Here is a 21,662-nt window from a genome sequence, read left to right on the forward strand (position 1 = left end):
GGCTGGGTAACACGTCCAAAGCGGTCAGCGACAGAAAATATCCAACCAATCTGCGCATCGACACAAGACGGCCGCGACGAAAATCTATTTTTATCGGTTTTATCATTACTTTTTGAGCGCCAGGACTTGCCTGGACAGCAACCTTGAGTCTAGCATGATGACAGACATCTGATGTCTTATGACAACAACAACGAGACGCGAACATGTCCTCCCTACCCCGTATTCTGGTGATGACCACCGGAGGCACCATTGCCAGTGCCCTGGATAGCTCCGGGCGCAGTCTGTCCGGTGCGCTCCCAGGCGACGCCTTGCTGGCAAACGTTGCGCTACCCGAAGCGCTCCGCGCTCGCGTCGACGTGGTTTCGGTCCTGCAAAAGCCAAGCAACGCCATCAGCCGCGCCGACCTTGTAGCGTTGCACCAGCGTTGCCTGGACGCCATGGCCGACCCAGGCGTGCAAGGCATCGTAATTACCCACGGCACCGATACCCTGGAAGACACGGCGTTCTTCCTCGATCTGACCCTGCCGTCGCACAAGCCTGTCGTGGTGACTGGCTCCCAGCGACCGCCACACCAGGCCGGGACGGACGCTTTCATCAATCTGGCCGACGCCATCCGGGTGGCCGCCGACGAGCAGGCACGTGGACTGGGCACACTGGTCGTGTTCAACCAGTCGTTGTTCGCGGCTCGGCAGGTACGCAAGGTCTCGACCTATCAGCTGGACGGCTTTGCCGCGCCTGCCGCTGGCCCCGTTGGCCGAGTGGATGGAGAGAACGTCCACCTGCTGCAGCACCCCGTCGATCACCAGGTCTTCGAGTTGCCCATGCAGGCACAACTTCCTCGCGTCGACATCGTTCCCGCTTACCTCGACGCCAGCCCCGCACTGCTCGAATGCGCCATCGACAACGGCGCCGCCGGCATCGTCATCGACGCCCTGGGTAGAGGCCATGTTCCTCCCGACTGGATGCCGGCTGTTCGTGATGCCTGCTCGCAAGGACTTCCTGTACTGGTCACGAGCAGTTGCCTGTCGGGCCCGCTCCACCAGAGCTACGAATTCTCGGGAAGCCTTGTCGATCTGTGTCAGGCAGGCGCACTGCCGGTCAGCGGGCTTGGCGCACGCAAGGCGCGAATTGCCCTGTCGATATTGCTGGCCAGCGACACTCCACTGGCGGCAACACTCGATGCACTGGCTCGTTGAATCGAAGCACCAGGTCTTGCTCAGCCATCCCCGATGGTGCTCCACCATTTTCATCGCGTTGTACCGACCACAACAACAACCACGACAACAACCACGACAAAAAAGGAACCATCCATGAAAATGTCCCTGAAGCTGGCCCTGCCCCTGGCCATCGCCGCAGCCTCCATCTCCGGCCAGAGCCTGGCCGCCGACTACACCTTTTCCTTTGCCCATGTGTTGATTGAAGACACGCCCAATGGCAAGGCCGCCCTCGCCTTCAAGAAGGAGGTCGAGGAGAACTCCGACGGCCGTATCAGCATCAACGTGCTGCCCGCCGCCCAGGTCGGTGGCGATGTCGAAATCATCGAACAGATCCAGATGGGGCTGGTGGATATCGGCATTCCCCCCACCGCAACCCTGGGTAACTTCGAACCCCGCCTGCAGATTCTTGACCTGCCATTCCTGATCTCGACCTACGATGATATGGAAGCGGTGCTTGATGGCGACGTGGGACGGGAAATCCTCGATACCCTCGAAGATGATGGCATGCATGCCTTCAACTTCTGGGGCGCGGGTTTTCGCCATATGACGAATAACGTGCGTGCCATCGAGTCCCCCGAAGACCTCGACGCCATTCGCATGCGCACCATGCAGGCCCCGATCATCATCTCGACCTACGAGAACTATGGCGCAAACGCGACTGCGATGGCGTTCACCGAGGTCTACAACGGCTTGCAGCAAGGCGTGGTAGAAGGACAGGAAAACCCGCTGGCCAATATCTACACCATGCGCTTCCACGAGGTTCAGGACTACCTGTCACTGACCAGCCATGCCTACCACGCCTACGCCGCCGTCATGAACAAGGATGCCTGGGAATCCCTGCCCGAAGACCTCCAGCAGGTCATGCTCGAAGCCTTCGACAACGGTCGCGATGCCTCACGCCAGATGACGCTCGAGGACGAGGAAGTGATCATGTCCGAGATCAAGGACGAGATCGCCATCAACGAGATCAGCGATGAGGCTCGCCAAGCCTTTGTCGAGGCCAGCATGCCGGTACACGAGGACTACGAAGACGTGGTGACGCCGGAACTGCTGCACAAGGTCTACGACGTCGTCGGTATCGAATACTAAGAGAGAGCTCCGATGATCAAGACGCTGAATGCAGCGATTGATCGCCTGGAGAGCGTTTCGATGGTCGCGTTCATGTCGATCGCGACCGTCATTACGGCGGTTCAGGTGGTTTATCGTTATGGCTTCAACAGCTCGCTGTTCTGGGCCGAGGAAGTTGTCATCTATTCCATCATCTGCATGAGCTTCGTCGGTGCCAGCATGGGGGTGCGACACGGCGCTCATATCTCGGTCGATGTGCTCAATGCCATCGCCTCGCCCAGGGTCAATCGCCTGTTGCATCTGGTCTCGGCGGTACTCGGCATCATCTTCGCCGGATTCATGGTCTTCTACGGGTTCCAGCTATTCGGAAAGACCATGGATCGCGGACAGCTGACGGCAGCCCTGAGACTGCCGATGGCATGGTTCTACCTGCCGATCGGTATCTCGGGAGTGCTGCTGATCATCCGTTACCTTGGACTCTTGCAGACGATGTGGTCGAGCCCCCCCATGAGCCACGCTGAACAACTCGCCGCAGAGGCAGACAAGCTCGTCTAACCAGGAGACTCCCATGATTACGGCGCTTCTGCCAATCTTCTTCGCGGTGTTATTGCTCGGTCTACCGATATTCGCCGCACTCTCACTCGCCGTTTTTGTCGCAATTGAGCTGTTCGGCTCGACCAGTGCGCTGATTGTTCCCATGCGCATGTTCACGGGCATGAACAACTTCTCGCTGATGGCGATCCCCTTCTTTATTCTAGCCGCCGAATTGATGCGTATCGGCGGGCTGTCCGACCGCCTGATCAACCTGGCCAAGGCACTGGTCGGCTGGGTGCCCGGAGGACTCGCAGCGGCCACCGTGCTGTCATGCCTGTTCTTTGGCTCCATCTCAGGTTCCAGCCCAGCCACCGTGGTGGCCATCGGCACCATCATGTTTCCCGCCCTGGTCGCGGCAGGCTACAACCGGCTTTTCGCCATTGGCCTGATCGCCACGGCCGGCACCCTTGGCCCGATCGTGCCCCCCAGTATCGCCTTGATCATCTATGGTTCGGTGACTGGCACCTCGGTGGGTCAGCTATTCGCTGCGGGGTTGCTGCCGGCCATCCTGATCGCCTCTCTGTTGATCGGCTACTGCATGGTCTACGCCAGCCTCAAGGGATATGCGCGTGCGCCGATTCCCTCTTTGGGCGAGATCCTGCGTGCCTTCAAGGCGGCAGCCTGGGGCCTGGGACTCCCCTTTATTCTGCTGGGCGGCATCTACAGCGGCGTCTTCACCCCCACGGAGTCAGCGGCGGTGGCCTGCGTCTACGGACTCTTCATCGGCATGGTCGTGTATCGCACCATTGGTCCCCGGGAGCTGGTCGCCACCCTGAGAAGCTCTGGCTTGACCTCTGCAACCTTGCTGCTGATCACTGCCGGCGCCTCTGCCTTCTCATGGCTGCTGGCGATCACCGGTACGCCAACCCAGCTGGCCAGTCAGGTGCTATCACTGACCGACGATCCCATTCAGGTCATGGCGCTGTTCAATGTGGTGATGATCGTCGCGGGCTTCTTCCTCGACAGTGCCTCGGCCATCATCGTGCTGTCCCCTCTCCTTCAGCCTATCGCCGAGCAGGTCGGCGTCGACCCCGTGCATTTTGGCGTGATCACCCTGATCAACTTCTCGGTGGGAATGATCACTCCCCCGGTCGGGCTGAATCTTTTCGTGGCCATGTCCATCTCGAAGATGTCACTGCAGGAAGTGTTCAAGGCGTGCCTGCCCTTCATCGCCATGATGCTGCTGGCGTTGATTGTCATCAGCTATGTTCCCTGGTTCAGCACCTGGCTACCCTCACTCATCTATTGAGACGAGCACAATGCAACAGCACAGCACATTAGGTCGAGAGGTCGATATCGATCGCTTCTGGCAGGACGTTCAGACCCAGGCGCGCATCGGCGCGCTACCCGAAGGCGGCCTCGGCCGCCTGGCATTGGACGAAAGCGACATCGAGGCACGTCTGTGGCTGATGCAAGAGGCGGCTTCCCTCGGCGCGAGCGCCTTCCACGACCCCATCGGCAACCTCTACCTGCGCCGAGAGGGGCGCTCCCCGGAGCTCCCGCCGCTGTTGATCGGCAGCCATATGGACAGTCAGCCTCGAGGGGGAATCTACGACGGGGCGCTGGGCGTCATCGCAGGCCTCGCCGTGCTGCGCACCCTGCACGAACAGGACATCACGCTCGAGTGCCCTGTCGAAGTGGTGAGCTGGACCAACGAGGAAGGCGCCCGTTTCGCCCCGGGAACACCGGGGTCTGCGTGGTTCGCGGGGGTTAGAGACATCGCGGCGATCATGGCGTCACGCGATGATGTCGGAGTGTCATTCGAACAAGCCCTGGCCCCTTGTCTAGAGGCCATGGAAGCCCGGGGGTCGACCAAGCGAGAAACCCCCTTTTCACCATCGGCCTACCTGGAGCTGCATATCGAGCAAGGTCCCGTGCTGGATGCAGGCCAACTTCCCGCCTGTGTGGTCGTTGGTATTCAGGGTGTCAACTGGTACCGCTTTCGCCTCCAGGGACGTGCCAACCACGCCGGCACAACGCCCATGGACATGAGACGAGACGCAGTGATGGGGGCACATGCCCTGATCAGGGAGCTGGAGAACTGCGTCAACCGGCGGGGCTCGCAGGTACGTTTCACCATCGGCAAGTTCAGCGTGGCACCAGACTCGATCAATACCATCGCCGACGAGGTCAGCTTCACGGTCGATCTGCGCCACCCCGATGGCTCGGTACTGGCAGCCATCGACGACGATTTTGCCGCCCTGGCAGCGACTCACTGGCAGGGCTGTCCGGCCACACTGGAACGGTTGTCCTCGATCGCACCGGTCACCTTCGATTCGGCCATCCTGGCATCACTTGAACAGAAGCTTGAGACGTACGCCACCAAAGCCCCCCGACTGGTGTCTGGCGCCTTTCATGACGCCATCCATCTGGCCAACCTGTGCCCTGCTGCGATGCTGTTCGTCGCCTGTCGGGACGGCATCAGTCATCACCCGGACGAACATGTCGAGAAGGACGATGCCGCAGTGGCCGTCCGAGCCCTGACCGACACCGTCCTCGAGCTTGCTCAAGGCTAAACACGACTGGCCAGGGCACTCTCGTTCGTGGCAACGGGCTAGGCCTGGCGCTCCAGCACCTCTTCCATGGCCTCGACCAGGCGACGGCATCGGCCATCGTCCATGGCGTGGGCATGCGGCGACGAGAAGCCATTGCCATCGTTGTCGTAGTACTGGCCGCCGGCGTTGCCGAACTCCTCGGACAACGCCGCCCGGACCAGGATGTCGACGCCGATGGACAGGTCGTTGCCGGCCACGCCAAAGCCTTCCTTGACCATCTTGCTGGCCAGCAAGGAGCCGGGGTTGACCGCCACTACCATGGGATCACCGGCACTGGACCTGGCGGCCAGGTCGCGGGTCCACATGATCAGCGCCAGCTTGCTCTGGGCGTAGGCGTCGAAGTCACCGTCGGCGTCGGCGGTGCCGGCAAGCGCCGCCAGCGACACCGGCGCCTGGGCGGCAGAAGCCAGATTGACCACCCGCCCCTTGTCTCCGAGCAAAGCCGCCAGGCGACGGGCCAGCACATAGGGCGCCAGGGTATTGACCGCAAATCGCACATCGAGGCCGTCTGCGGTGCGGGTGTCCGGGGTGCGGTAGACCCCGGCGTTGTTGATCAGCACATCGATGCGCTCATCGCTCTGCTCGACCTCCGCCGCCAGCGCCGCCGCTTCGGCCAGGCGTGATAGGTCGGCGACATGCCCTGCGGGCACCTCGCCTTGCGAGATCACAGCCAGCTGCTCACGGGCCGCCGCGAGCTTGTCCGGGTTGCGTCCGTGCAGGATGACGCGATGGCCCTGGCGCGCCAGCTCGCTGGCGGTGGCAAGGCCAATCCCATCGGTGGACCCGGTGATCAATATCGTCTTCATGGCAATCTCCTGGCGGCGCCGGTCACCGGATAACGGTGCGGCGACATGTTTTCCCCCATGCTAGTGCAGCCCTGTGCCGACGATAAGCCGGCAAGCGGCGCAATCAGTTTTCGGTTTTCTTGCAAAGCCATCGCCTGCGCCACGCTGGCAGCCTCGCCTATCCGACCCTGGCGTATGGCCTGCGCCTTGCGCCCGACATAAAAAAAGCGCTACCGAAGGAGGACGGAAGCGCCAATGGGCGATACAAGGAGACGAGGCCTAGGCGCTGTCCGAAAAGTCGACGAGCGAAGGTTAGACAAGGCAAAAATCGGTGAGAAAGCGCAGTTTACGGGGTGTAAATGAGCATTTTGATCCGATTTTTAACGCCGTATTACCGAGTGCAGGCACTTTTCAGACAAGCCCTAGGCTTTGGTCAAGCCTTAGAACAGCAGGTGGGTCGCCAGCGCCACCATGGGCATGGCCACCAGGGTGCGCAGCAGGAATACCACGACCAGGTCACGCACCGTCAGCGGGATGTCCGACTCCAGCATGGCGTTGGCACTCTCGGTGAAGAAGATGATCTGCACCGACGACAGGGTGCACACGAAGAACACCGCCATGGGGTCGACGTCGGCGCCGGAGATGATGATCGCCGGCAGCGCGATCTCGGCGATCGACACCAGCACGGTGGGGGCAATGGCGCTGGCATCCGGCAGCTGAAGCGCAGAGATCAACGGCTCCACCAGCACGCCCAGGTAGTCGAATACCGGGGTGTAGGTCGCCAGCAGCAGCGCCAGGGTGGCGATGGCCAGGATGTAGGCGACGATCTTCTGGGCAAAGGTGATGGCCTCCCAGAAGCCCTTGTAGAACACATCGAGCCGAGTCTGGGAGGCGCGCTCGGCGGCGGCGCCACAGGCACGGGCCAGGATGTGTCCATCACTGGAAACCTCAAGATCCTGAGCCGTCTGGGTGTTGCCCTGATGGTAGACGTCGAGCTTGCGCGACAACGGCGGAATCCTGACCATCAGCGCCGCCAGGGTGAAGTTGATGATGAAGGAGACGATGATCATGTGCGGCAGGTAAGCCATGATGCCGCCGATGGACGCCAGCAGGGCGAAGAAGCCCAGGCTGCAGATACTGAAGTTGGTGGCAATGCTGGCCGACTCCCGCTGAGTATAGTGGCCTTCCAGATAGAGCTTGTTGGTGATGAAGATGCCCACCGCCGGGGCGGCGACGAAGGAGGCAACCGCGTCCACCGCAGACTTGCCCGGCAGACGATAGAGCGGACGCATCAAGGGCTCCATCAGGGTGCCGACAAATTCCAGGAAGCCGAACTCGGTCAGAAACAGCACAAACAGGCCGGCGATGGCCACGGTCAGAAAGACGCTGCCCCCCAGGTACAGCGCCAGCCCACCGACATCCTTGTGCAGCAGCCAGTCGGGCCCGATCTGGAACACCAGCATGAAGGTGAACACCGCCGCCAGCAGGAAGGTCAGCCCGGTCATCGTGCCATCCTTCTCATGGTAGGCGGCGACGGCTTGGCGCCATGGAGACGGCGCCCCGGAGGAAGCCACCAGGCGTGACAGCAGCCAGGTCACACACAACAGGGCGACCAGGCCAAGCGTCAGATACTCGAGGGCCCCGCCGAGCGAAGACTTCAGATAGTCGATGATGATCACCAGCGGGATCTTCAGCGCGCCATCTGCCGTCGGGAAGGGGAAAAAGAAGATGCAAAGGCCAATCAGGCTGCCAACCAGCGAGGTCACGCCAGCGCTGCGTGGAGGGGCTGCCACCTTGGGATTGTTCATGTTGTGTCTCCAGTGGGGCTTGGGAGGAGCACCGCCCGCAGGGGCGGATGCTCGGTGGTGCCGGCGCCGTCATCGGCGCCAGCGGAACGGATGATATTCAGGGGTTGAATGGCCAGCGCCGTTAAGCACGGAACTGTGGCCAGCTGCGTCAGCGCTCGGCCAGTGCCTGGTCGAGTTCGGGCAGTGCCTGGAACAGGTCCGCGACAAGACCGTAGTCGGCGACCTGAAAGATCGGCGCCTCCTCGTCCTTGTTGATGGCGACGATGACCTTCGAGTCCTTCATCCCTGCCAGGTGCTGGATGGCGCCGCTGATACCCACCGCGATGTACAGCTCCGGCGCGACCACCTTGCCGGTCTGCCCCACCTGCAGGTCGTTGGCCACGAAGCCGGCGTCCACCGCCGCCCGCGACGCCCCGATGGCGCCGCCAAGGGTATCGGCGATACCTTCGAGCAGGGCAAAGTTGTCACCGCTGCCCATGCCGCGACCGCCGGAGATGACCACCCTGGCAGCGCCCAGCTCCGGGCGCTCGCTCACCGCCCGGGTCTCGCCGACGAGGCGCGAGTGCTGATTGACGATGGCGATGTCGACGGACTCGATGGGTGCTGCGCTTGAGACCTCGGCCACCGCCTCGAAGGCGGTGACCCGCACGGTGATGACCTTGACCGGGTCCAGACTCTGTACCGTGGCGATGGCGTTGCCGGCGTAGATCGGCCGCTTGAAGGTATCGGCGGACTCGACCGCGATGACCTCGGAGAGCTGGGCGACATCCGCAAGCGCCGCTACCCGCGGCAGCACGTTCTTGCCGCTGGTCGATGCCGCCGCCAGCACGTGGGTGTAGTCCCCGACCAGCGCCGACACCAGATCTCCCATTGGCTCGGCCAGTTGATGGGCAAGGCTCGCCTGATCGGCCAGCCGCACCCGGCTTACGCCTTCAAGCCTTGCCGCTGCCTCGGCGATGCCCGCGACGCCCTCGCCTGCCACCAACACATCGATATCGACGTCGCTTGGGTCTGCTGCGGTCTGTGCGATCTGTCGGGCGGCGGCGACTACCCGCGCGGTGGCCTCGCCGAGCTGTCCTTGATGATGTTCCCCCACGACCAGAATCTTCATGCGATCACCTTGGCGTCGTTCTTGAGCTTGTCCACGAGTTCGGCCACCGAGGCCACCTTGATGCCGCCCTGCCGCTCGGGCGGCGGCTCGACCGCCTTGAGCCTGAGCCGAGGGCTGACGTCGACGCCCAAGGCGTCGGGCGTGGTCACGGCCAGGGGCTTCTTCTTGGCCTTCATGATGTCCGGCAGCTTGGCGTAGCGAGGCTCGTTGAGGCGCAGGTCGGTGGTGATGACCGCCGGCAGCGCCAGCGACAGGGTCTCGAGGCCGCCGTCGATCTCGCGGGTGACCTTGATCTGGCCCTGCTCTACCTCCAGGGCGGAAGCGAAGGTGCCCTGGGGCATGCCGCCGAGGGCGGCCAGCATCTGACCGGTCTGATTGTTGTCACTGTCGATGGCCTGCTTGCCGAGCAGTACCAGCTCCGGCTGCTCCTGCTCGACGACCGCCTTGAGCAGGTGCGCCACCGCCAGCGATTCCAGCGCGACCTCGGTGTCGATGTGCAGGGCACGGTCGGCGCCGAGGGCCAGCGCCGTGCGCAACTGCTCCTGCACCGCCTTCGGCCCGGCACTGACCACCAGCACCTCACTGGCCACGCCGGCCTCCTTGAGGCGAACCGCTTGCTCCACGGCGATTTCACAGAACGGGTTCAGGGCCATCTTGACGTTGGTGAGGTCCACGCCGGAGTGGTCCGGCTTGACCCGGATCTTGACGTTGTGATCAATGACGCGCTTGACCGCGACAAGGATTTTCATGGGCTATCTCCCTTGCTGGGCGGTCAGGCGGTGATGGCACGGCCGATGATGATCTTCTGGATCTCCGAGGTGCCCTCGAAGATGCGGGTGATGCGGGCGTCACGGTAGTAGCGCTCGATCGGCAGGTCGGAGATGTAGCCGTAGCCGCCGTGGACCTGCACCGCGGCGTCGGTGACCTTGGCCGCTGCCTCGGAGGCCACCAGCTTGGCCACCGCCGACTCCAGGCTGAAGCGCTGGCCGGAGTCACGTGCGTCCGCCGCCTTGTAGGTCACCAGCTTGGCGGCCTCGAGCTGGGCGTGCATCTCGGCCAGCATCCACTGGATGCCCTGGTGCCGGCACAGCGGCTTGCCACCGACGATGCGCTCCTTCGACCAGGCCAGCGACGCATCCCGAGCGGCCCGCGAGATACCGACGCTCATCGCCGCCACCTCGACCCGGCCGCGATCCAGCACCTCCATGGCGGTGGCGAATCCGGCCCCCTCCTCTCCCATCAAGGCATCCAATGGCAGCACACAGTCGAAGCCGATCTCGTAGATGTGGCTACCGCGCAGGCCCAGGGTCTTCTCGGGACTCGAGAACTCGAGACCCGCAGTGTGGCGATCGACCAGAAAGGCAGAGATGCCGCGGTGGCCCTGATCGGGGTCGGTCTTGGCATAGACCACCAGGAAGTCGGCGAAGGCGCCGTTGGTGATGTAGTGCTTGGTGCCGGTCAGGTGCCAGCCGTCGCTGGTGCGTACCGCCCGGGTGCGCATCTCGGCGGGATTGGAGCCGGCCCCGGGTTCGGTCAGGGCGAAGGCGCCCAGCTTCTCGCCGCTGGCACACTGGGGAAGCAGTGTCTGCTTCTGATCCTCGGTGGCGCCGATCAGCACCGAGTCGGTGGCCAGAAAGTGAGCGGTCAGCGATGAACAGGTGGCCGCGCAGTGGTAGGCGATCTCTTCCACCGCCAGCGACATGGCGATGCTCGAGATCTCCACACCGCCATACTGCTCGGGCAGGTTCATGCCCCAGAAGCCCAGCTCGCCCAGGGCGTCGAGGCTCTCGCGGCAGAACTCCCGCGTTTCGTCGTAGCGCGCCGCATTGGTCTTGAGCACCTCAGCGCAGACGCGGTGAGCGGCGTCCTGGAAGGCGATGTCATCTTCATTGAAGGTAAAGTTCATGCGTCGATCTCCTTGTCGAGGTGCTGTGATTCGAGACAGGCGTTGTGTTGGCCAAGCGTCGGCGCGGGGCGATCGCAGACGACCCGTCGGCCATTGAAGAACACCGGTTGAGCCGGCGAGCGCCAGTGCCCCATATCGAGCAGCAGCTGGCGGTCTTCGGCATGCCGGGATTCGGCAAGCTGGGCGATGTTCCAGATCGGAGACGCCGGCACTCCCGCCTGATCGAGACGCGCGCAGACCTCCTCCACGGTGAACTGGCCGGTCCAGTCTTCGATCAGCGACTTGAGTTCGGCCTGGTGGAGACAGCGCTGCTCGTCGTCGACAAAGCGCGCATCCTCGGCGAGCTCTGGCGCCTGCATGCACTCAACCAGGCGAGAAAACAGCGTGTTGTTGATCACCGCGATGATTACCTGGCCATCGTTGGCCTCGAAGCTGTCGAAGGGCGCCGACAGCGGATGGCGGTTGCCGATAGGAGAAGGCGCCTGGCCGCTGGCGACGAACTGCGCCAGGTTGGTGACCTGCATCGAGAACAGGCAATCGAGCATGGACACATCCAGATGGCAGCCCTGGCGCTCGGGGTCACGTTCACGGGCGAACAACGCCGCTGCGATCGACCAGCTGGCGAACATTCCGGCGCACACATCGCCCAGCGACTCGCCGATGCGGGTCGGCATGCCGCCATCGGGACCGGTGGCCGCCATCATGCCCGACAGCGCCTGGGCGATGATGTCGTAGGCCGGCTTGGCGCGCATGGCACCGCTCTGACCGAAGCCGGAGATCGAGCAGTAGATGAGACGGGGGTAGCGCGCACGCAGCGTCGCCTCGTCGATTCCCAGGCGCTCGGTCACCCCGGGCCGGAAGTTCTCCACCACCACGTCGGCGCGCTCGCAAAGCCGATGAAAGCGCTCCAGGTCCTGGGGGTCCTGGGGGTCCTTGAGATTCAGACACAGGCTCTTCTTGCCACGATTGAGCATCGAGAAGTACAGGCTTTCGCCCTCGACGTAAGGCGCAATATGACGGCTGTCATCGCCCTGCCCCGACTCGACCTTGACCACTTCGGCGCCCAGGTCGGCCAGCATGGCGGTGCAGTAGGGCCCGGCGAGCACCCGGGACAGGTCGAGGACGGTGATCCCCTTGAGTGGTTGCATAGCGTCTTGCCTCCGGTCTTGTTGTTGGCAGTGACATCGAGCGCTGACGGCCGCTCAATATGTATATACATATCTATCGCCAAACTGCTCAGCTTTCCACCCAGACATTCTTGCCAAAAATCTCACAACAAAACTTATTTATTGTTTTTTAAACATTTTCTATAAACCAGGCCTTGAAAATTATCGACCAAGGTCTAATGAAAAATGGTGACACCAGGCGCTTTTGGCACATATTGGTATATACATATAGCGTCATCGACGGCCCGCACCGATGTCGAGGGAGTCCGCGGCACGACACCCTGAAGCCCGCCGGGAGCCCGAGAGATGGTCATCGAGGGCAACGTCAGGGAGGGGGGAGAACGACGGGCGCCAAGCGTTCGTCAGCGCTGCCAGTAGAGAGACAGCAGAGAGATAGCAGGGTGATAGGAGGGAGTTCGGCGAGAGAGCTTGCCGGGGGGGGGGAGATCACCGAGAGAGGGAGGTGAAAACGCAAGCGCTGCATGACACCAAGCCACAGCCGTCGCCACCTTCACAGCAAAGACCTGCGAAGGAAGCCTTCCGAACAGCGGCGGTGATGCGCCAGGGGAGCTTCAGGTATTGCGGGAGGCGTTCAGCTTGTAGCGCTTGCCGGGATGCAGAAGCTGGGTGTAGCTGATCAACAGCTCTCCTGACCAGGTACGCCGCACCACCAGCAGGCAGGCGTCGCTGGGAGACATCTCCAGCAGCGCCGCTTCCTCGTCACTTGGCAGCATCGCCTCGACGCTGTTCTCGACATCGGTGACCGGATAACGCGCCACCAGGATGGCGTTGGGCGTCTGGCGCTCGAAGTCCTGCTGCAGGTAGTCCGGCGCCAGCTTCGGGTTGACGTGGCGTCGCTCGAGCTGGACCGCCACGCCATTTTCCCGATGCACGATCTCGGAGTAGAACACCCGGGTCCCGGTCCTCACCCCCAGAAAGACGGCGACCTCTTCGGATGCGGCCACCTCCTTCAACGCGATGATCTGGCTTGAGTGCTCGCCGCCTCGCAGGCGGATCTCGTCGGCGATATTGCGGATGTCGAACAGCGACGATTCGGACTTGCGCTGACTGACGAAGGTACCGGACCCCACCCGGCGCACCAGCAAGCCCTTCTGTACCAGATCGCGTATGGCCTTGTTGGCGGTCATGCGGCTGACCCCAAACTGGGTAGCCAGCGCATTCTCGGCAGGGATTCGATCACCGGCGACGTAGGCCCCGCTCTCGATCTCGGACAGCAGATATTCCTTTATTCTTGCGTAGCTGGGCCGCGAGCTTGCCATGCAACGTCCTGTGGGCAATGGGAAACGCCAAGTGTAGCCATGCTCCCGGCCCCAGGGAAGCCGAGGTGAACATCAAAGCATCGTCGTCAACGGCAGGCACGTCTCGATGCAGGGATTCCGGCTCCCCTCCGAGCACAGCGCTAACACCGTCTCTTGGTCGCCCGGCGGCAGAACTTCACCTCCGTCGCCCCCCCCTGCTGCTCACTCACTCCCGTCATGACTCGCTGCTGCCTCGATTGAAGCGTTGAGCCGCGAGCAAAAAGTCCGCCAGGCAGCCTGCATGGGTCTCAGCCTGGGAAGGCCATGCAGCGCGCTATGCACCATGCCTTCGGCGATATCCAGAGAAACATGCACTGAAGCGCCCGACCATCGCTCCACGGCATCTGCCGTCATTGCCGTCAGCGGGTCGTGCTCTGCCGCCAGCACATGAACGTAGCGCGACGGCGGAAGGCTCACATCATGACAGGGAATATCGGCCGCGACCGACCGCCACAACGCCATGACATCGTCGCGTGTCAGCAGCGGTGCGTCCGGCCCCAGCGTCGTCATATGCGGCGTACCGACGACCGGATAGATCAGCCCCAGCGGTGGTACGCCAACGCCTTCCCGAGTTAGCGTGGCTGCTGCATCCATTACCAGCCTGCCCCCGGCGCTATCCCCTACCGCGGCGACAGGATCACAGGTTCGCCACACGCCAAGCACATCCGCCAGTGCTTCGCGGTAATTCGCTTCAGGCAGCAGGCGATAGTCCACGCTGACCACATCGCGGCCCAGCGCCAGCACCAGGGCTTCAGCGACGCCGCGATGGCTACGACTGGACCCGAGCGACCAGCCTCCTCCATGGGCATACACCACCACGCCATCGCCTCGACCCACGCCATCACGCGCCCACAGCCTGGTGACCGGCACACCGGCGATCTTGGTGACGTCGCAAGCGATTGCCGAACTTCTCACCTGAAAACTTTCGCACAGGCGCTCATAGCCAAGCCGGGAGTCGGCGACCGTCATCCCGTCAAGCTGATTGAGCCCCTTTTGATAACAGTTGATGAACTCTTCGATTTCCATGCGGCTTTCCGGGCACCTTTCCACATAATGAAGCGTGAGATCATGGTAGCGATTTCTGCAACTTTCAGGCATTTGCATCTGCAATCGTGCCCATTGCAAAGACTCGTGCGTCCCCCCTTGGCAGCGAGCCCCGTTGGCCTAGACTTAAGGCTCCACCCCATAACCGGACTTCTAGATGACACTTCAACGCCGTGCCACGACAACAATCACCGTCGGACTGCTCACCCTCTTTGCCATGACATCTCACGCTGACGACAACATCGTGGTCGGTGGCAAAAACTTTACCGAACAGCAGATCATCTCGAGCATGACCGCCCAGTACCTTGACCATCTCGGCTACGACGTGGACAAGCGCGCCGGCATGGGCTCGGCGGTGCTGCGTCAGGCCCAGGAAAACGGCCAGGTAGACCTCTACTGGGAGTACACCGGCACTTCCCTGATCGTCTTCAATGGGGTCGAGGAAAAGCTCGATTCCCAGGAAACCTATGACCGCGTCAAGGCGCTGGATGCCGAGAAGGGACTTGCCTGGCTCGAACCTTCCGGCGTCAACAACACCTACGCGATCGCCATGCGAGAGGCCGACGCCGAGGCCATGGAGATCACCAGCATTTCGGACATGGCAGAAGCGGTCAACGCCGGCGAGGACCTGCTGTTTGCCTCCAATGCAGAATTCTACGCCCGACCTGACGGACTGCGGCCGATGCAGGACATCTACGGCTTTCAGTTCGAGCGTTCCGACATCAAGCGCATGGATACCGGCCTGACCTACACGGCGCTGAGAGACGATCAGGTGGACATCGCTATGGTCACCACCACCGATGGACGCGTATCGGCCTTCGATCTACGTATCCTCGAGGACGACAAGGGCTTCTTCCCGCCCTACGCCATGACCCCCGTGGTGCGCCAGGAGACGTTGGACACCCACCCCGAGCTGGAAGCCCAGCTCAATGCTCTCGTTGCCAAGCTCGATGACGAGGTGATGACCCGCCTCAACGAACAGGTGGACGTGAACCGCGACGTCGTCGAGACGGTCGCCGAGCAGTTTCTCGTCGACCAGGGACTGATCGACTGACCATACGCCAACATCCCCAAGATCCCTTCCCCACCAACCGGTCACAAACGGCCTGGCAGGCGGTTTGTGGCCGCTATTTCGTCTGCATCCTGAGGGCGCCATTGTCCGGGAATTCCGAATAGTGTGTTTGGCGGCCGCCGGTGTTTCACGACTCCATAGCACGCTAAGGTGTTGCCATTGATGAACACCTTACGGGAGATCCCATGAAAGCTATCGGTTACCACGCCCCCGGCCCCATCGACCGCGACGACGCCCTGGTCGATCTGACCCTCGACACGCCTCAAGCCAGCGGCTTTGACCTGCTGGTCAAGGTCGAGGCGATTTCGGTCAACCCGGTGGACGTCAAGATTCGCCAGGCCCGCGCACCCGAAGAAGGTCAGCCTGCGGTGATCGGCTGGGACGCGGTCGGCGAGGTGGTCGCCGTCGGTGACCAGGCCTCACGCTTCGCCGTGGGCGACCAGGTCTGGTACGCCGGCGATATCTCCCGCCCGGGCACCAATAGCGAGTACCACCTGGTCGACGAGCGCATCGTCGGGCATGCGCCTCGCTCCATCACTACCGCCCAGGCAGCGGCGCTGCCGCTCACCACCCTGACCGCCTTCGAGATGCTGTTCGATCGCCTGCGGGTGCTTGATCCGGTCCCCGGTGCCGCCCGTGCGGTGCTGGTGATCGGCGGTGCCGGCGGCGTGGGTTCCATCACCATCCAGCTGTTACGTGCCTTGACCGACCTGCAGATCATCGCCACCGCCTCGCGCCCGGAGACCCAGGCCTGGGTGAAGGAACTCGGCGCCCACCATGTGATCGACCACAGCCAACCGCTGCCCGAGCAGGTCGAGGCGCTGGGCCTGGGTGCGCCCGCCTTCGTGTTCTCGACCAACTATTCGGAGCACTATGCCCCCCAGGTGGCCGAGTTGATCCCCCCCCAGGGCCGCTTCGGGCTGATCGATGACCCAGAGACGCTGAACATCACCCCGTTCAAGCCCAAGGCGGTGTCGATCCACTGGGAGCTGATGTTTACCCGCGCGCTCTTCACCACCGACGACATCGCCCGCCAGGGCGAGATCCTCGACAAGGTGGCGGGGCTGATCGACACGGGACGGATTCGCTCCACCGCCACTGACAGCTACGGCACCATCAACGCCGACAACCTCAAGCGCGCCCATGCGCTGATCGAGAGCGGCAAGGCCAAGGGCAAGATCGTGCTCGAAGGTTTTTAAGGCGCAGACGAAAAGACGCCCGCTCGGCACTGCCGAACGGGGCGGGCGTCTTGCGCATCGCAGACGGTCCGATCGAATCGAAACCACGATCAGCGTCAGTCGAGCTCCAGAACCTCGGACTCGAACCTCGGCCTCGCACCTTCCACTCTGCCGTCAGGACAGGCGTTCGCGGAAGTCCTGATAGCCGAACTCGCGGATCACCCTGAGCTCACCGGTCTCGGAGTTCCACACCGCAATGGCCGGCAGGCGCGTGCCATTGAAGGTGGTGGTCTTGACCATGGTGTAGTGGGACATGTCCTTGAAGATCAGCTTCTGACCGATCTCAAGCGGCTCGGGGAAGCTGTAGTCGCCGATCACGTCCCCGGCCAGACAGGTCAGCCCGCCCAGTCGGTAGGTGTGCGGGTACTCGCCTGGCTCCCCCGCCCCCAGCAGACCGGGACGATAGGGCATCTCCAGCACGTCCGGCATATGGCAGGTGGCCGAGGTGTCGAGGATCGCCTGGTTCAGCGCATTGAAGCTCGTGTCCAGCACCGTGGTCACCAGCACCCCGGAACCGATGGCAACCGCCTCGCCGGGCTCCAGGTAGACCTGCACCTGGTGACGCTCGGCGAAGTCACGCACGCAGCGGATCAGGTCGTCACGCTGGTAGTCGGGACGGGTGATATGGTGGCCACCGCCGAAGTTGACCCACTGCATGCGCCCGAGCAGATGGCCGAAGCGCTCTTCCACCGCCGCCAGGGTACGCTCGAGCGGCGGGAAGTCATGCTCGCACAGGGTATGGAAGTGCAGACCGCTGATGCCGTCGAGGCTCTGCTCGTCGAGCTCGGACAACGGGATACCGAGCCGCGACCCCGGTGCGCAGGGATCGTAGATCGGCACATCGCCCTCGGAGTGCTCCGGATTGATGCGCAGCCCGAAGCGCAGCCCCGGACGACGCGCCAGCGCCTCGCGCACCAGCGGCTGGGCCCTACGCCACTGGGCCGAGCTGTTGAACACCACATGGTCGGCGATCTTGAGGATCTCGGCCAGATCGGCGTCGCTGTAGGCGGCGCCGAAGACGTGGACCTCGCCACCATAGTGCTCACGCCCGAGCTGCGCCTCGTGCAGGCCGCTGGCGCAGGTGCCGCTCAAGTAGCGCGACACCATCGGCGCGAAGTGCCACATGCTGAAGGCCTTGAGCGCCGACAGCACCTTGGCACCGCTGGCCTCGGCGACCTCGGCGAGGATCGCCAGGTTGCGCTCCACCGCCACCTCGTCGACGACGTAGCAGGGTGACGGCAGCGCTTCGGCGTCCAGCCGCGTGATATCCGTGAACTGAAGGATCTCCACGCCTTAGAGGTCCTCGCCCTTCTGCACGTCCAGACGGAACGACGGATCCAGCTCGATGACCTTCCACGGCAGACCGTACTCGTTCATGTCGGCCATGAACGGATCGGGATCGCACTGCTCCATGTTCCACACGCCCGGACGCTTCCAGTGACCCTCGAGGATCATCTTGGCGCCGATCATCGCCGGCACGCCGGTGGTATAGGAGATCGCCTGGGACTTCACCTCGGCGTAGCAGTCCTGATGGTCGCAGATGTTGTACAGGTACATGACCTTTTCCTGGCCATCCTTCTTGCCGCGCACCACGGTGCCGATGCAGGTCTTGCCCTTGGTGCGCGGGCCCAGGGTGGAGGGGTCGGGCAGCAGGCTGGCCAGGAACTGGATCGGCACGATCTGCTGGCCGTTGTACTCCACCGGCTCGATGCCGGTCATACCGACATTCTTCAACACCTCCAGGTGCTTGAGGTAGCTGTCGCCGAAGCTCATCCAGAACTGGGCGCGCTTGAGGCTCGGGAAGTGCTTGGACAGCGACTCCAGCTCCTCGTGGTAGAGGCGGTAGATGTTGTAGTCACCGACCTCTTCGGGGCAGCTGAAACGGGCCATCTTGGACATCGGCGGCGTGGTGACGAACTCGCCATCTTCATAGTGGCGGCAGTCCGCGCTGACCTCCCGGATGTTGATCTCCGGGTTGAAGTTGGTGGCGAAGGGGTAGCCATGATCGCCGCCGTTGACGTCGATGATGTCCAGCTCCTCGATCTCGTCGAAGTAGTGCTTGGCGAGATAGGCGGTGAACATGTTGGTGGCGCCCGGATCGAAGCCGCTGCCGAGCAGCGCGGTCAGGCCGGCCTGCTTGAAGCGATCCTGGTAGGCCCACTGCCACTTGTACTCGAACTTGGCGGTATCCAGCGGCTCGTAGTTGGCGGTGTCGAGGTAGTGCACGCCGGCGGCCAGGCAGGCATCCATGATGCTCAGGTCCTGGTAGGGCAGCGCCACGTTGATGACCAGCTCCGGCTTCTCGGCTTCGAGCAGGGCAGTCAGCTCGGCGACGTTGTCGGCGTCGACCTGGGCTGTGCGAATCGGGCGCGGCAACTGCTCGGCGATGGCCTTGCACTTGGATTCGGTGCGACTGGCCAACAGGATATCGGTAAACACCGATTCAAGCTGCGCACACTTGTGAGCGACGACACTGCCCACACCGCCGGCACCGATGATGATCACTTTTGACATAACAATACGCTCCCGCCTGAGTACAACGACCCGTCAAGATGGATAGGCCCGGTCGAGGTGAGCCGAATCGCGACCCACGAGGCTCGTCCACCCGACGAGCCCCCTACCCTACTACCGGACGGCGCATGCTAACCAGATTTGCCGTTTCACGCCACGGCTTTTCGCCCCTTAGCTGTGCGTCGCCGAGGTGGATGTCAAGGCGTGCCACCGACCTGGCGACAGTGTAGTCAATCACCACCAGATGACAGCTTGATGTGACGCTGTCGAGCGCCTGGTGCGAGCCCATGTACGAGCCGCCCTCACCTCGCGCCAGCTCACTCCACCTCACGCCAGCCCACTCCAGCTCACTCCACCTCACGCCAGCTCATTCCAGCTCACTCCAGCTCGCGCCAGCCCACTCCACTTCAGGCCTCCTGACGTCACTTGCCCCAGCCTCCACCCGACGCTACAAAGCGCGCACGCCACCCATCAATCCACAAAAAAAAGACTACGTAGTCACTAAATTAAACTAAAGTATATTTAATTAATATTCAGCAACTTACTTCACATACATGGATCATGGAATTTTCTATTGTTGAATACGTATGTCGTTTGGATTTACAAGTGTGCACTCCGCAGCGCCACCACCTCGAGCGCCGCCGATTGCCCCTCGCTGCCGGCCAGGGGCTCACAACGACAACAGGAGAGCTCCATGCGCCACTTTCACCCCCTCCCCTTCAGCCTGACCGCCCTGACCGCCGCTGTCGGTCTTGGCCTGTCCGCGACCGCCCTTGCCCAGCAGGAACGCACCATCGACGTCAGCCTGCCGCTGGGACCCGAGTCACAGCAGGGCATCGGTATCCTCAAGTTCGGTGAGGAACTTGAGCGCCTGTCGGATGGCCGTCTGACCATCGAACCTCACTACGACAACGCCCTGGGCGCCGAGCGTGAGGTCATCGAGGGCATGGGGCTTGGCATCATCGACGCCGGCATCGCCTCCACCGGCCCCATGGGCGGTTTTGTCGACGAGTTCCTGCTGTTCGACCTGCCCTACATCTTCGAGGACCACGAGCACGCCTACGGCTTCCTCGACAGCGAACACGGCGAACAGCTCGCTCAACTCGCCGAAGAGCAGATGAACGTCAAGTTCCTGGCCTGGATGGAAAACGGCTTCCGCCACAACACCAACTCGGTACGCCCGCTCGAGCACCCGAGCGATCTCGACGGCATCAATCACCGCACCCAGGAAAGCCGCGTTCAGGTGGACACCTGGGAAGCGCTGGGCGCCAACGCCACGCCGATGGCCTGGACCGAGGTCTACACCGCGCTGCAGCAGGGGGTCATGGACAGCCAGGAAAACCCGCTGGCCACCATCTACGACGTCAACTTCTACGAGGTCCAGGACTACCTGAACATCACCCAGCACGTCTATTCGCCGGCGCCGCTGATGATGAGCCTGAACCTGTTCAACTCGTTCAGCAAAGAAGATCAGCAGATCATCCTCGAAGCCGCGCAGATCGCACTGCCGGTGCAGCGTGAGGCCAGCCAGGAGCTGGAGCAGCGCTACAAAGGCGAACTGGCGGAACTCGGCATGACCGTGACCGAGCCGGACCTGGGCCCCTTCCGTGAGGCCGTCCGTCCGGTGATCGACAAGTGGGCACCGACCGTGGGCGAGGGCCTGGTCGACGCCGCGATCAACTTCGACCACTAAGCAACAAGGCGCCCGCCGAGCCCATGGCAAGGCGGGCGCCGTCTCTTCCTGCGAGGCATCCCATGCAATCCTTCCTGCAATTCGTCAACGCCGGGATCGGGCACTTCAACCGCTTGATCGGCTGGGGCCTGGCGCTGCTGCTGCTGGTCATGACCGTACTGATCTTCTGGCAAGTCTTCGCCCGATTCGTGGTCGGCAGTCCCTTGTTCTTCTCCGACGAGATCGCGCGCTTTTCGATGCTCTGGCTGACCTTTATCGGTGCCGGCTACGCCTACCGCAAGGGCACCCTGATTTCGGTCGACATCGTGCTGGAGTATTGCGGCGAACGCGTGGGCCGCCTGATGCGCATCCTGGTTGTGCTGTGCTCGGCGGTGTTCGCCTTCGTCATGATCAAGTACGGCTTCGAGCTGGTCGGCCGGGTCTCCAGCCAGACCGCCCCCAGCACCCGAATTTCGATGATGTGGCCTTACCTCGCCATCCCGGCAGGCGGCATCGTGATCATGGTCAATAGCCTCGGCCTGCTGATCGACGAAGCCCTGGGCCAACCGGTCCACCACCATCAGGAGGTGAACTGA

The 21,662-nt window shown here is 62.7% G+C and carries 19 protein-coding genes; 9 read left to right on the plus strand and 10 right to left on the minus strand.

Annotated elements, in window-relative coordinates; all coding sequences use genetic code 11:
• Positions 1 to 203 precede the first annotated feature (203 nt).
• From KUV74_RS05755 to KUV74_RS05775, 5 genes are all read left to right on the plus strand, one after another.
• Entirely contained in the window at positions 204 to 1,196 is a 993-nt protein-coding gene (locus KUV74_RS05755) for an asparaginase (RefSeq protein ID WP_222515858.1), read from the plus strand.
• 114 nt (positions 1,197 to 1,310) lie between these two features.
• Complete coding sequence (locus tag KUV74_RS05760; RefSeq protein ID WP_222515859.1) at positions 1,311 to 2,306, plus strand: TRAP transporter substrate-binding protein; 996 nt, start codon at positions 1,311 to 1,313, stop codon at positions 2,304 to 2,306.
• 12 nt (positions 2,307 to 2,318) lie between these two features.
• Positions 2,319 to 2,840, plus strand: coding sequence for a TRAP transporter small permease (locus tag KUV74_RS05765; protein ID WP_045992541.1), 522 nt, complete (start codon positions 2,319 to 2,321; stop codon positions 2,838 to 2,840).
• Between the two features lie 13 nt (positions 2,841 to 2,853).
• Complete coding sequence (locus tag KUV74_RS05770; RefSeq protein ID WP_045992540.1) at positions 2,854 to 4,128, plus strand: TRAP transporter large permease; 1,275 nt, start codon at positions 2,854 to 2,856, stop codon at positions 4,126 to 4,128.
• A 10-nt stretch (positions 4,129 to 4,138) separates the two neighbouring features.
• Positions 4,139 to 5,395 (plus strand): M20 family metallo-hydrolase, encoded by a 1,257-nt coding sequence (locus KUV74_RS05775; RefSeq protein WP_222515860.1) that lies wholly within the window; start codon positions 4,139 to 4,141, stop codon positions 5,393 to 5,395.
• Between the two features lie 38 nt (positions 5,396 to 5,433).
• On the opposite strand, the gene KUV74_RS05780 is transcribed toward KUV74_RS05775, so the two are convergent.
• The 8 genes from KUV74_RS05780 to KUV74_RS05815 form a co-directional block, all read right to left on the minus strand.
• A complete protein-coding gene (locus KUV74_RS05780) occupies positions 5,434 to 6,240 on the minus strand; it encodes an SDR family NAD(P)-dependent oxidoreductase (RefSeq protein ID WP_222515861.1) in 807 nt (268 codons plus the stop codon).
• Between the two features lie 419 nt (positions 6,241 to 6,659).
• Positions 6,660 to 8,027: a YjiH family protein gene (locus tag KUV74_RS05785; RefSeq protein ID WP_124803078.1), complete on the minus strand. Its 1,368-nt coding sequence runs from the start codon at positions 8,025 to 8,027 to the stop codon at positions 6,660 to 6,662.
• 148 nt (positions 8,028 to 8,175) lie between these two features.
• Complete coding sequence (locus KUV74_RS05790) at positions 8,176 to 9,138, minus strand: electron transfer flavoprotein subunit alpha/FixB family protein (RefSeq protein ID WP_124803080.1); 963 nt, start codon at positions 9,136 to 9,138, stop codon at positions 8,176 to 8,178.
• Positions 9,135 to 9,887, minus strand: a complete 753-nt coding sequence (locus KUV74_RS05795) for an electron transfer flavoprotein subunit beta/FixA family protein (RefSeq protein WP_108448363.1) — start codon at positions 9,885 to 9,887, stop codon at positions 9,135 to 9,137. The genes KUV74_RS05790 and KUV74_RS05795 overlap by 4 nt, the downstream gene beginning before the upstream one ends.
• Positions 9,888 to 9,910: 23 nt before the next feature.
• Positions 9,911 to 11,044: an acyl-CoA dehydrogenase family protein gene (locus KUV74_RS05800; RefSeq protein WP_222515862.1), complete on the minus strand. Its 1,134-nt coding sequence runs from the start codon at positions 11,042 to 11,044 to the stop codon at positions 9,911 to 9,913.
• Positions 11,041 to 12,192 (minus strand): CaiB/BaiF CoA transferase family protein, encoded by a 1,152-nt coding sequence (locus KUV74_RS05805; RefSeq protein WP_222515863.1) that lies wholly within the window; start codon positions 12,190 to 12,192, stop codon positions 11,041 to 11,043. Before KUV74_RS05805 ends, KUV74_RS05800 begins: the two co-directional genes overlap by 4 nt.
• Positions 12,193 to 12,782: 590 nt before the next feature.
• Positions 12,783 to 13,490 (minus strand): histidine utilization repressor, encoded by a 708-nt coding sequence (hutC, locus tag KUV74_RS05810; protein ID WP_222515864.1) that lies wholly within the window; start codon positions 13,488 to 13,490, stop codon positions 12,783 to 12,785.
• Positions 13,491 to 13,691: 201 nt separating this feature from the next.
• Positions 13,692 to 14,555, minus strand: a complete 864-nt coding sequence (locus KUV74_RS05815) for an alpha/beta hydrolase fold domain-containing protein (protein WP_222515865.1) — start codon at positions 14,553 to 14,555, stop codon at positions 13,692 to 13,694.
• Between the two features lie 175 nt (positions 14,556 to 14,730).
• On the opposite strand from KUV74_RS05815, the gene KUV74_RS05820 reads away from it, so the two are divergent.
• Both KUV74_RS05820 and KUV74_RS05825 read left to right on the plus strand, forming a co-directional pair.
• Positions 14,731 to 15,627, plus strand: a complete 897-nt coding sequence (locus KUV74_RS05820; protein WP_222515866.1) for a glycine betaine ABC transporter substrate-binding protein — start codon at positions 14,731 to 14,733, stop codon at positions 15,625 to 15,627.
• Between the two features lie 203 nt (positions 15,628 to 15,830).
• Positions 15,831 to 16,844 (plus strand): zinc-binding alcohol dehydrogenase family protein, encoded by a 1,014-nt coding sequence (locus tag KUV74_RS05825; protein ID WP_222515867.1) that lies wholly within the window; start codon positions 15,831 to 15,833, stop codon positions 16,842 to 16,844.
• A 153-nt stretch (positions 16,845 to 16,997) separates the two neighbouring features.
• Here KUV74_RS05825 and nspC read toward each other — a convergent pair whose 3' ends face one another.
• Positions 16,998 to 18,173 (minus strand): carboxynorspermidine decarboxylase, encoded by a 1,176-nt coding sequence (gene nspC, locus KUV74_RS05830; protein WP_239452538.1) that lies wholly within the window; start codon positions 18,171 to 18,173, stop codon positions 16,998 to 17,000.
• 3 nt (positions 18,174 to 18,176) lie between these two features.
• Complete coding sequence (locus tag KUV74_RS05835; RefSeq protein WP_045992530.1) at positions 18,177 to 19,397, minus strand: saccharopine dehydrogenase family protein; 1,221 nt, start codon at positions 19,395 to 19,397, stop codon at positions 18,177 to 18,179.
• A gap of 691 nt (positions 19,398 to 20,088) precedes the next feature.
• On the opposite strand from KUV74_RS05835, the gene KUV74_RS05840 reads away from it, so the two are divergent.
• Positions 20,089 to 21,087 (plus strand): TRAP transporter substrate-binding protein, encoded by a 999-nt coding sequence (locus KUV74_RS05840; protein ID WP_045992528.1) that lies wholly within the window; start codon positions 20,089 to 20,091, stop codon positions 21,085 to 21,087.
• Positions 21,088 to 21,149: 62 nt separating this feature from the next.
• Positions 21,150 to 21,662 (plus strand): TRAP transporter small permease, encoded by a 513-nt coding sequence (locus KUV74_RS05845; protein ID WP_045992527.1) that lies wholly within the window; start codon positions 21,150 to 21,152, stop codon positions 21,660 to 21,662.

Origin of the sequence: Halomonas sp. DP1Y21-3, assembly GCF_019801245.1 — a bacterium.
Classification (GTDB): Bacteria; Pseudomonadota; Gammaproteobacteria; order Pseudomonadales; family Halomonadaceae; genus Halomonas; species Halomonas litopenaei.

Excerpts from the sequence above, each read along its gene's own strand:
- KUV74_RS05845 (WP_045992527.1), top strand. The coding sequence starts at position 21,150 with ATGCAATCCTTCCTGCAATTCGTCAACGCCGGGATCGGGCACTTCAAC.
- KUV74_RS05840 (WP_045992528.1), top strand. The coding sequence starts at position 20,089 with ATGCGCCACTTTCACCCCCTCCCCTTCAGCCTGACCGCCCTGACCGCC.
- KUV74_RS05775 (WP_222515860.1), top strand. The coding sequence starts at position 4,139 with ATGCAACAGCACAGCACATTAGGTCGAGAGGTCGATATCGATCGCTTC.
- KUV74_RS05795 (WP_108448363.1), bottom strand. The coding sequence starts at position 9,887 with ATGAAAATCCTTGTCGCGGTCAAGCGCGTCATTGATCACAACGTCAAG.
- KUV74_RS05755 (WP_222515858.1), top strand. The coding sequence starts at position 204 with ATGTCCTCCCTACCCCGTATTCTGGTGATGACCACCGGAGGCACCATT.
- KUV74_RS05815 (WP_222515865.1), bottom strand. The coding sequence starts at position 14,555 with ATGGAAATCGAAGAGTTCATCAACTGTTATCAAAAGGGGCTCAATCAG.
- KUV74_RS05790 (WP_124803080.1), bottom strand. The coding sequence starts at position 9,138 with ATGAAGATTCTGGTCGTGGGGGAACATCATCAAGGACAGCTCGGCGAG.
- KUV74_RS05825 (WP_222515867.1), top strand. The coding sequence starts at position 15,831 with ATGAAAGCTATCGGTTACCACGCCCCCGGCCCCATCGACCGCGACGAC.
- KUV74_RS05805 (WP_222515863.1), bottom strand. The coding sequence starts at position 12,192 with ATGCAACCACTCAAGGGGATCACCGTCCTCGACCTGTCCCGGGTGCTC.
- KUV74_RS05835 (WP_045992530.1), bottom strand. The coding sequence starts at position 19,397 with ATGTCAAAAGTGATCATCATCGGTGCCGGCGGTGTGGGCAGTGTCGTC.
- hutC (WP_222515864.1), bottom strand. The coding sequence starts at position 13,490 with ATGGCAAGCTCGCGGCCCAGCTACGCAAGAATAAAGGAATATCTGCTG.
- KUV74_RS05800 (WP_222515862.1), bottom strand. The coding sequence starts at position 11,044 with ATGAACTTTACCTTCAATGAAGATGACATCGCCTTCCAGGACGCCGCT.
- KUV74_RS05780 (WP_222515861.1), bottom strand. The coding sequence starts at position 6,240 with ATGAAGACGATATTGATCACCGGGTCCACCGATGGGATTGGCCTTGCC.
- KUV74_RS05760 (WP_222515859.1), top strand. The coding sequence starts at position 1,311 with ATGAAAATGTCCCTGAAGCTGGCCCTGCCCCTGGCCATCGCCGCAGCC.
- KUV74_RS05785 (WP_124803078.1), bottom strand. The coding sequence starts at position 8,027 with ATGAACAATCCCAAGGTGGCAGCCCCTCCACGCAGCGCTGGCGTGACC.
- KUV74_RS05820 (WP_222515866.1), top strand. The coding sequence starts at position 14,731 with ATGACACTTCAACGCCGTGCCACGACAACAATCACCGTCGGACTGCTC.
- KUV74_RS05765 (WP_045992541.1), top strand. The coding sequence starts at position 2,319 with ATGATCAAGACGCTGAATGCAGCGATTGATCGCCTGGAGAGCGTTTCG.
- KUV74_RS05770 (WP_045992540.1), top strand. The coding sequence starts at position 2,854 with ATGATTACGGCGCTTCTGCCAATCTTCTTCGCGGTGTTATTGCTCGGT.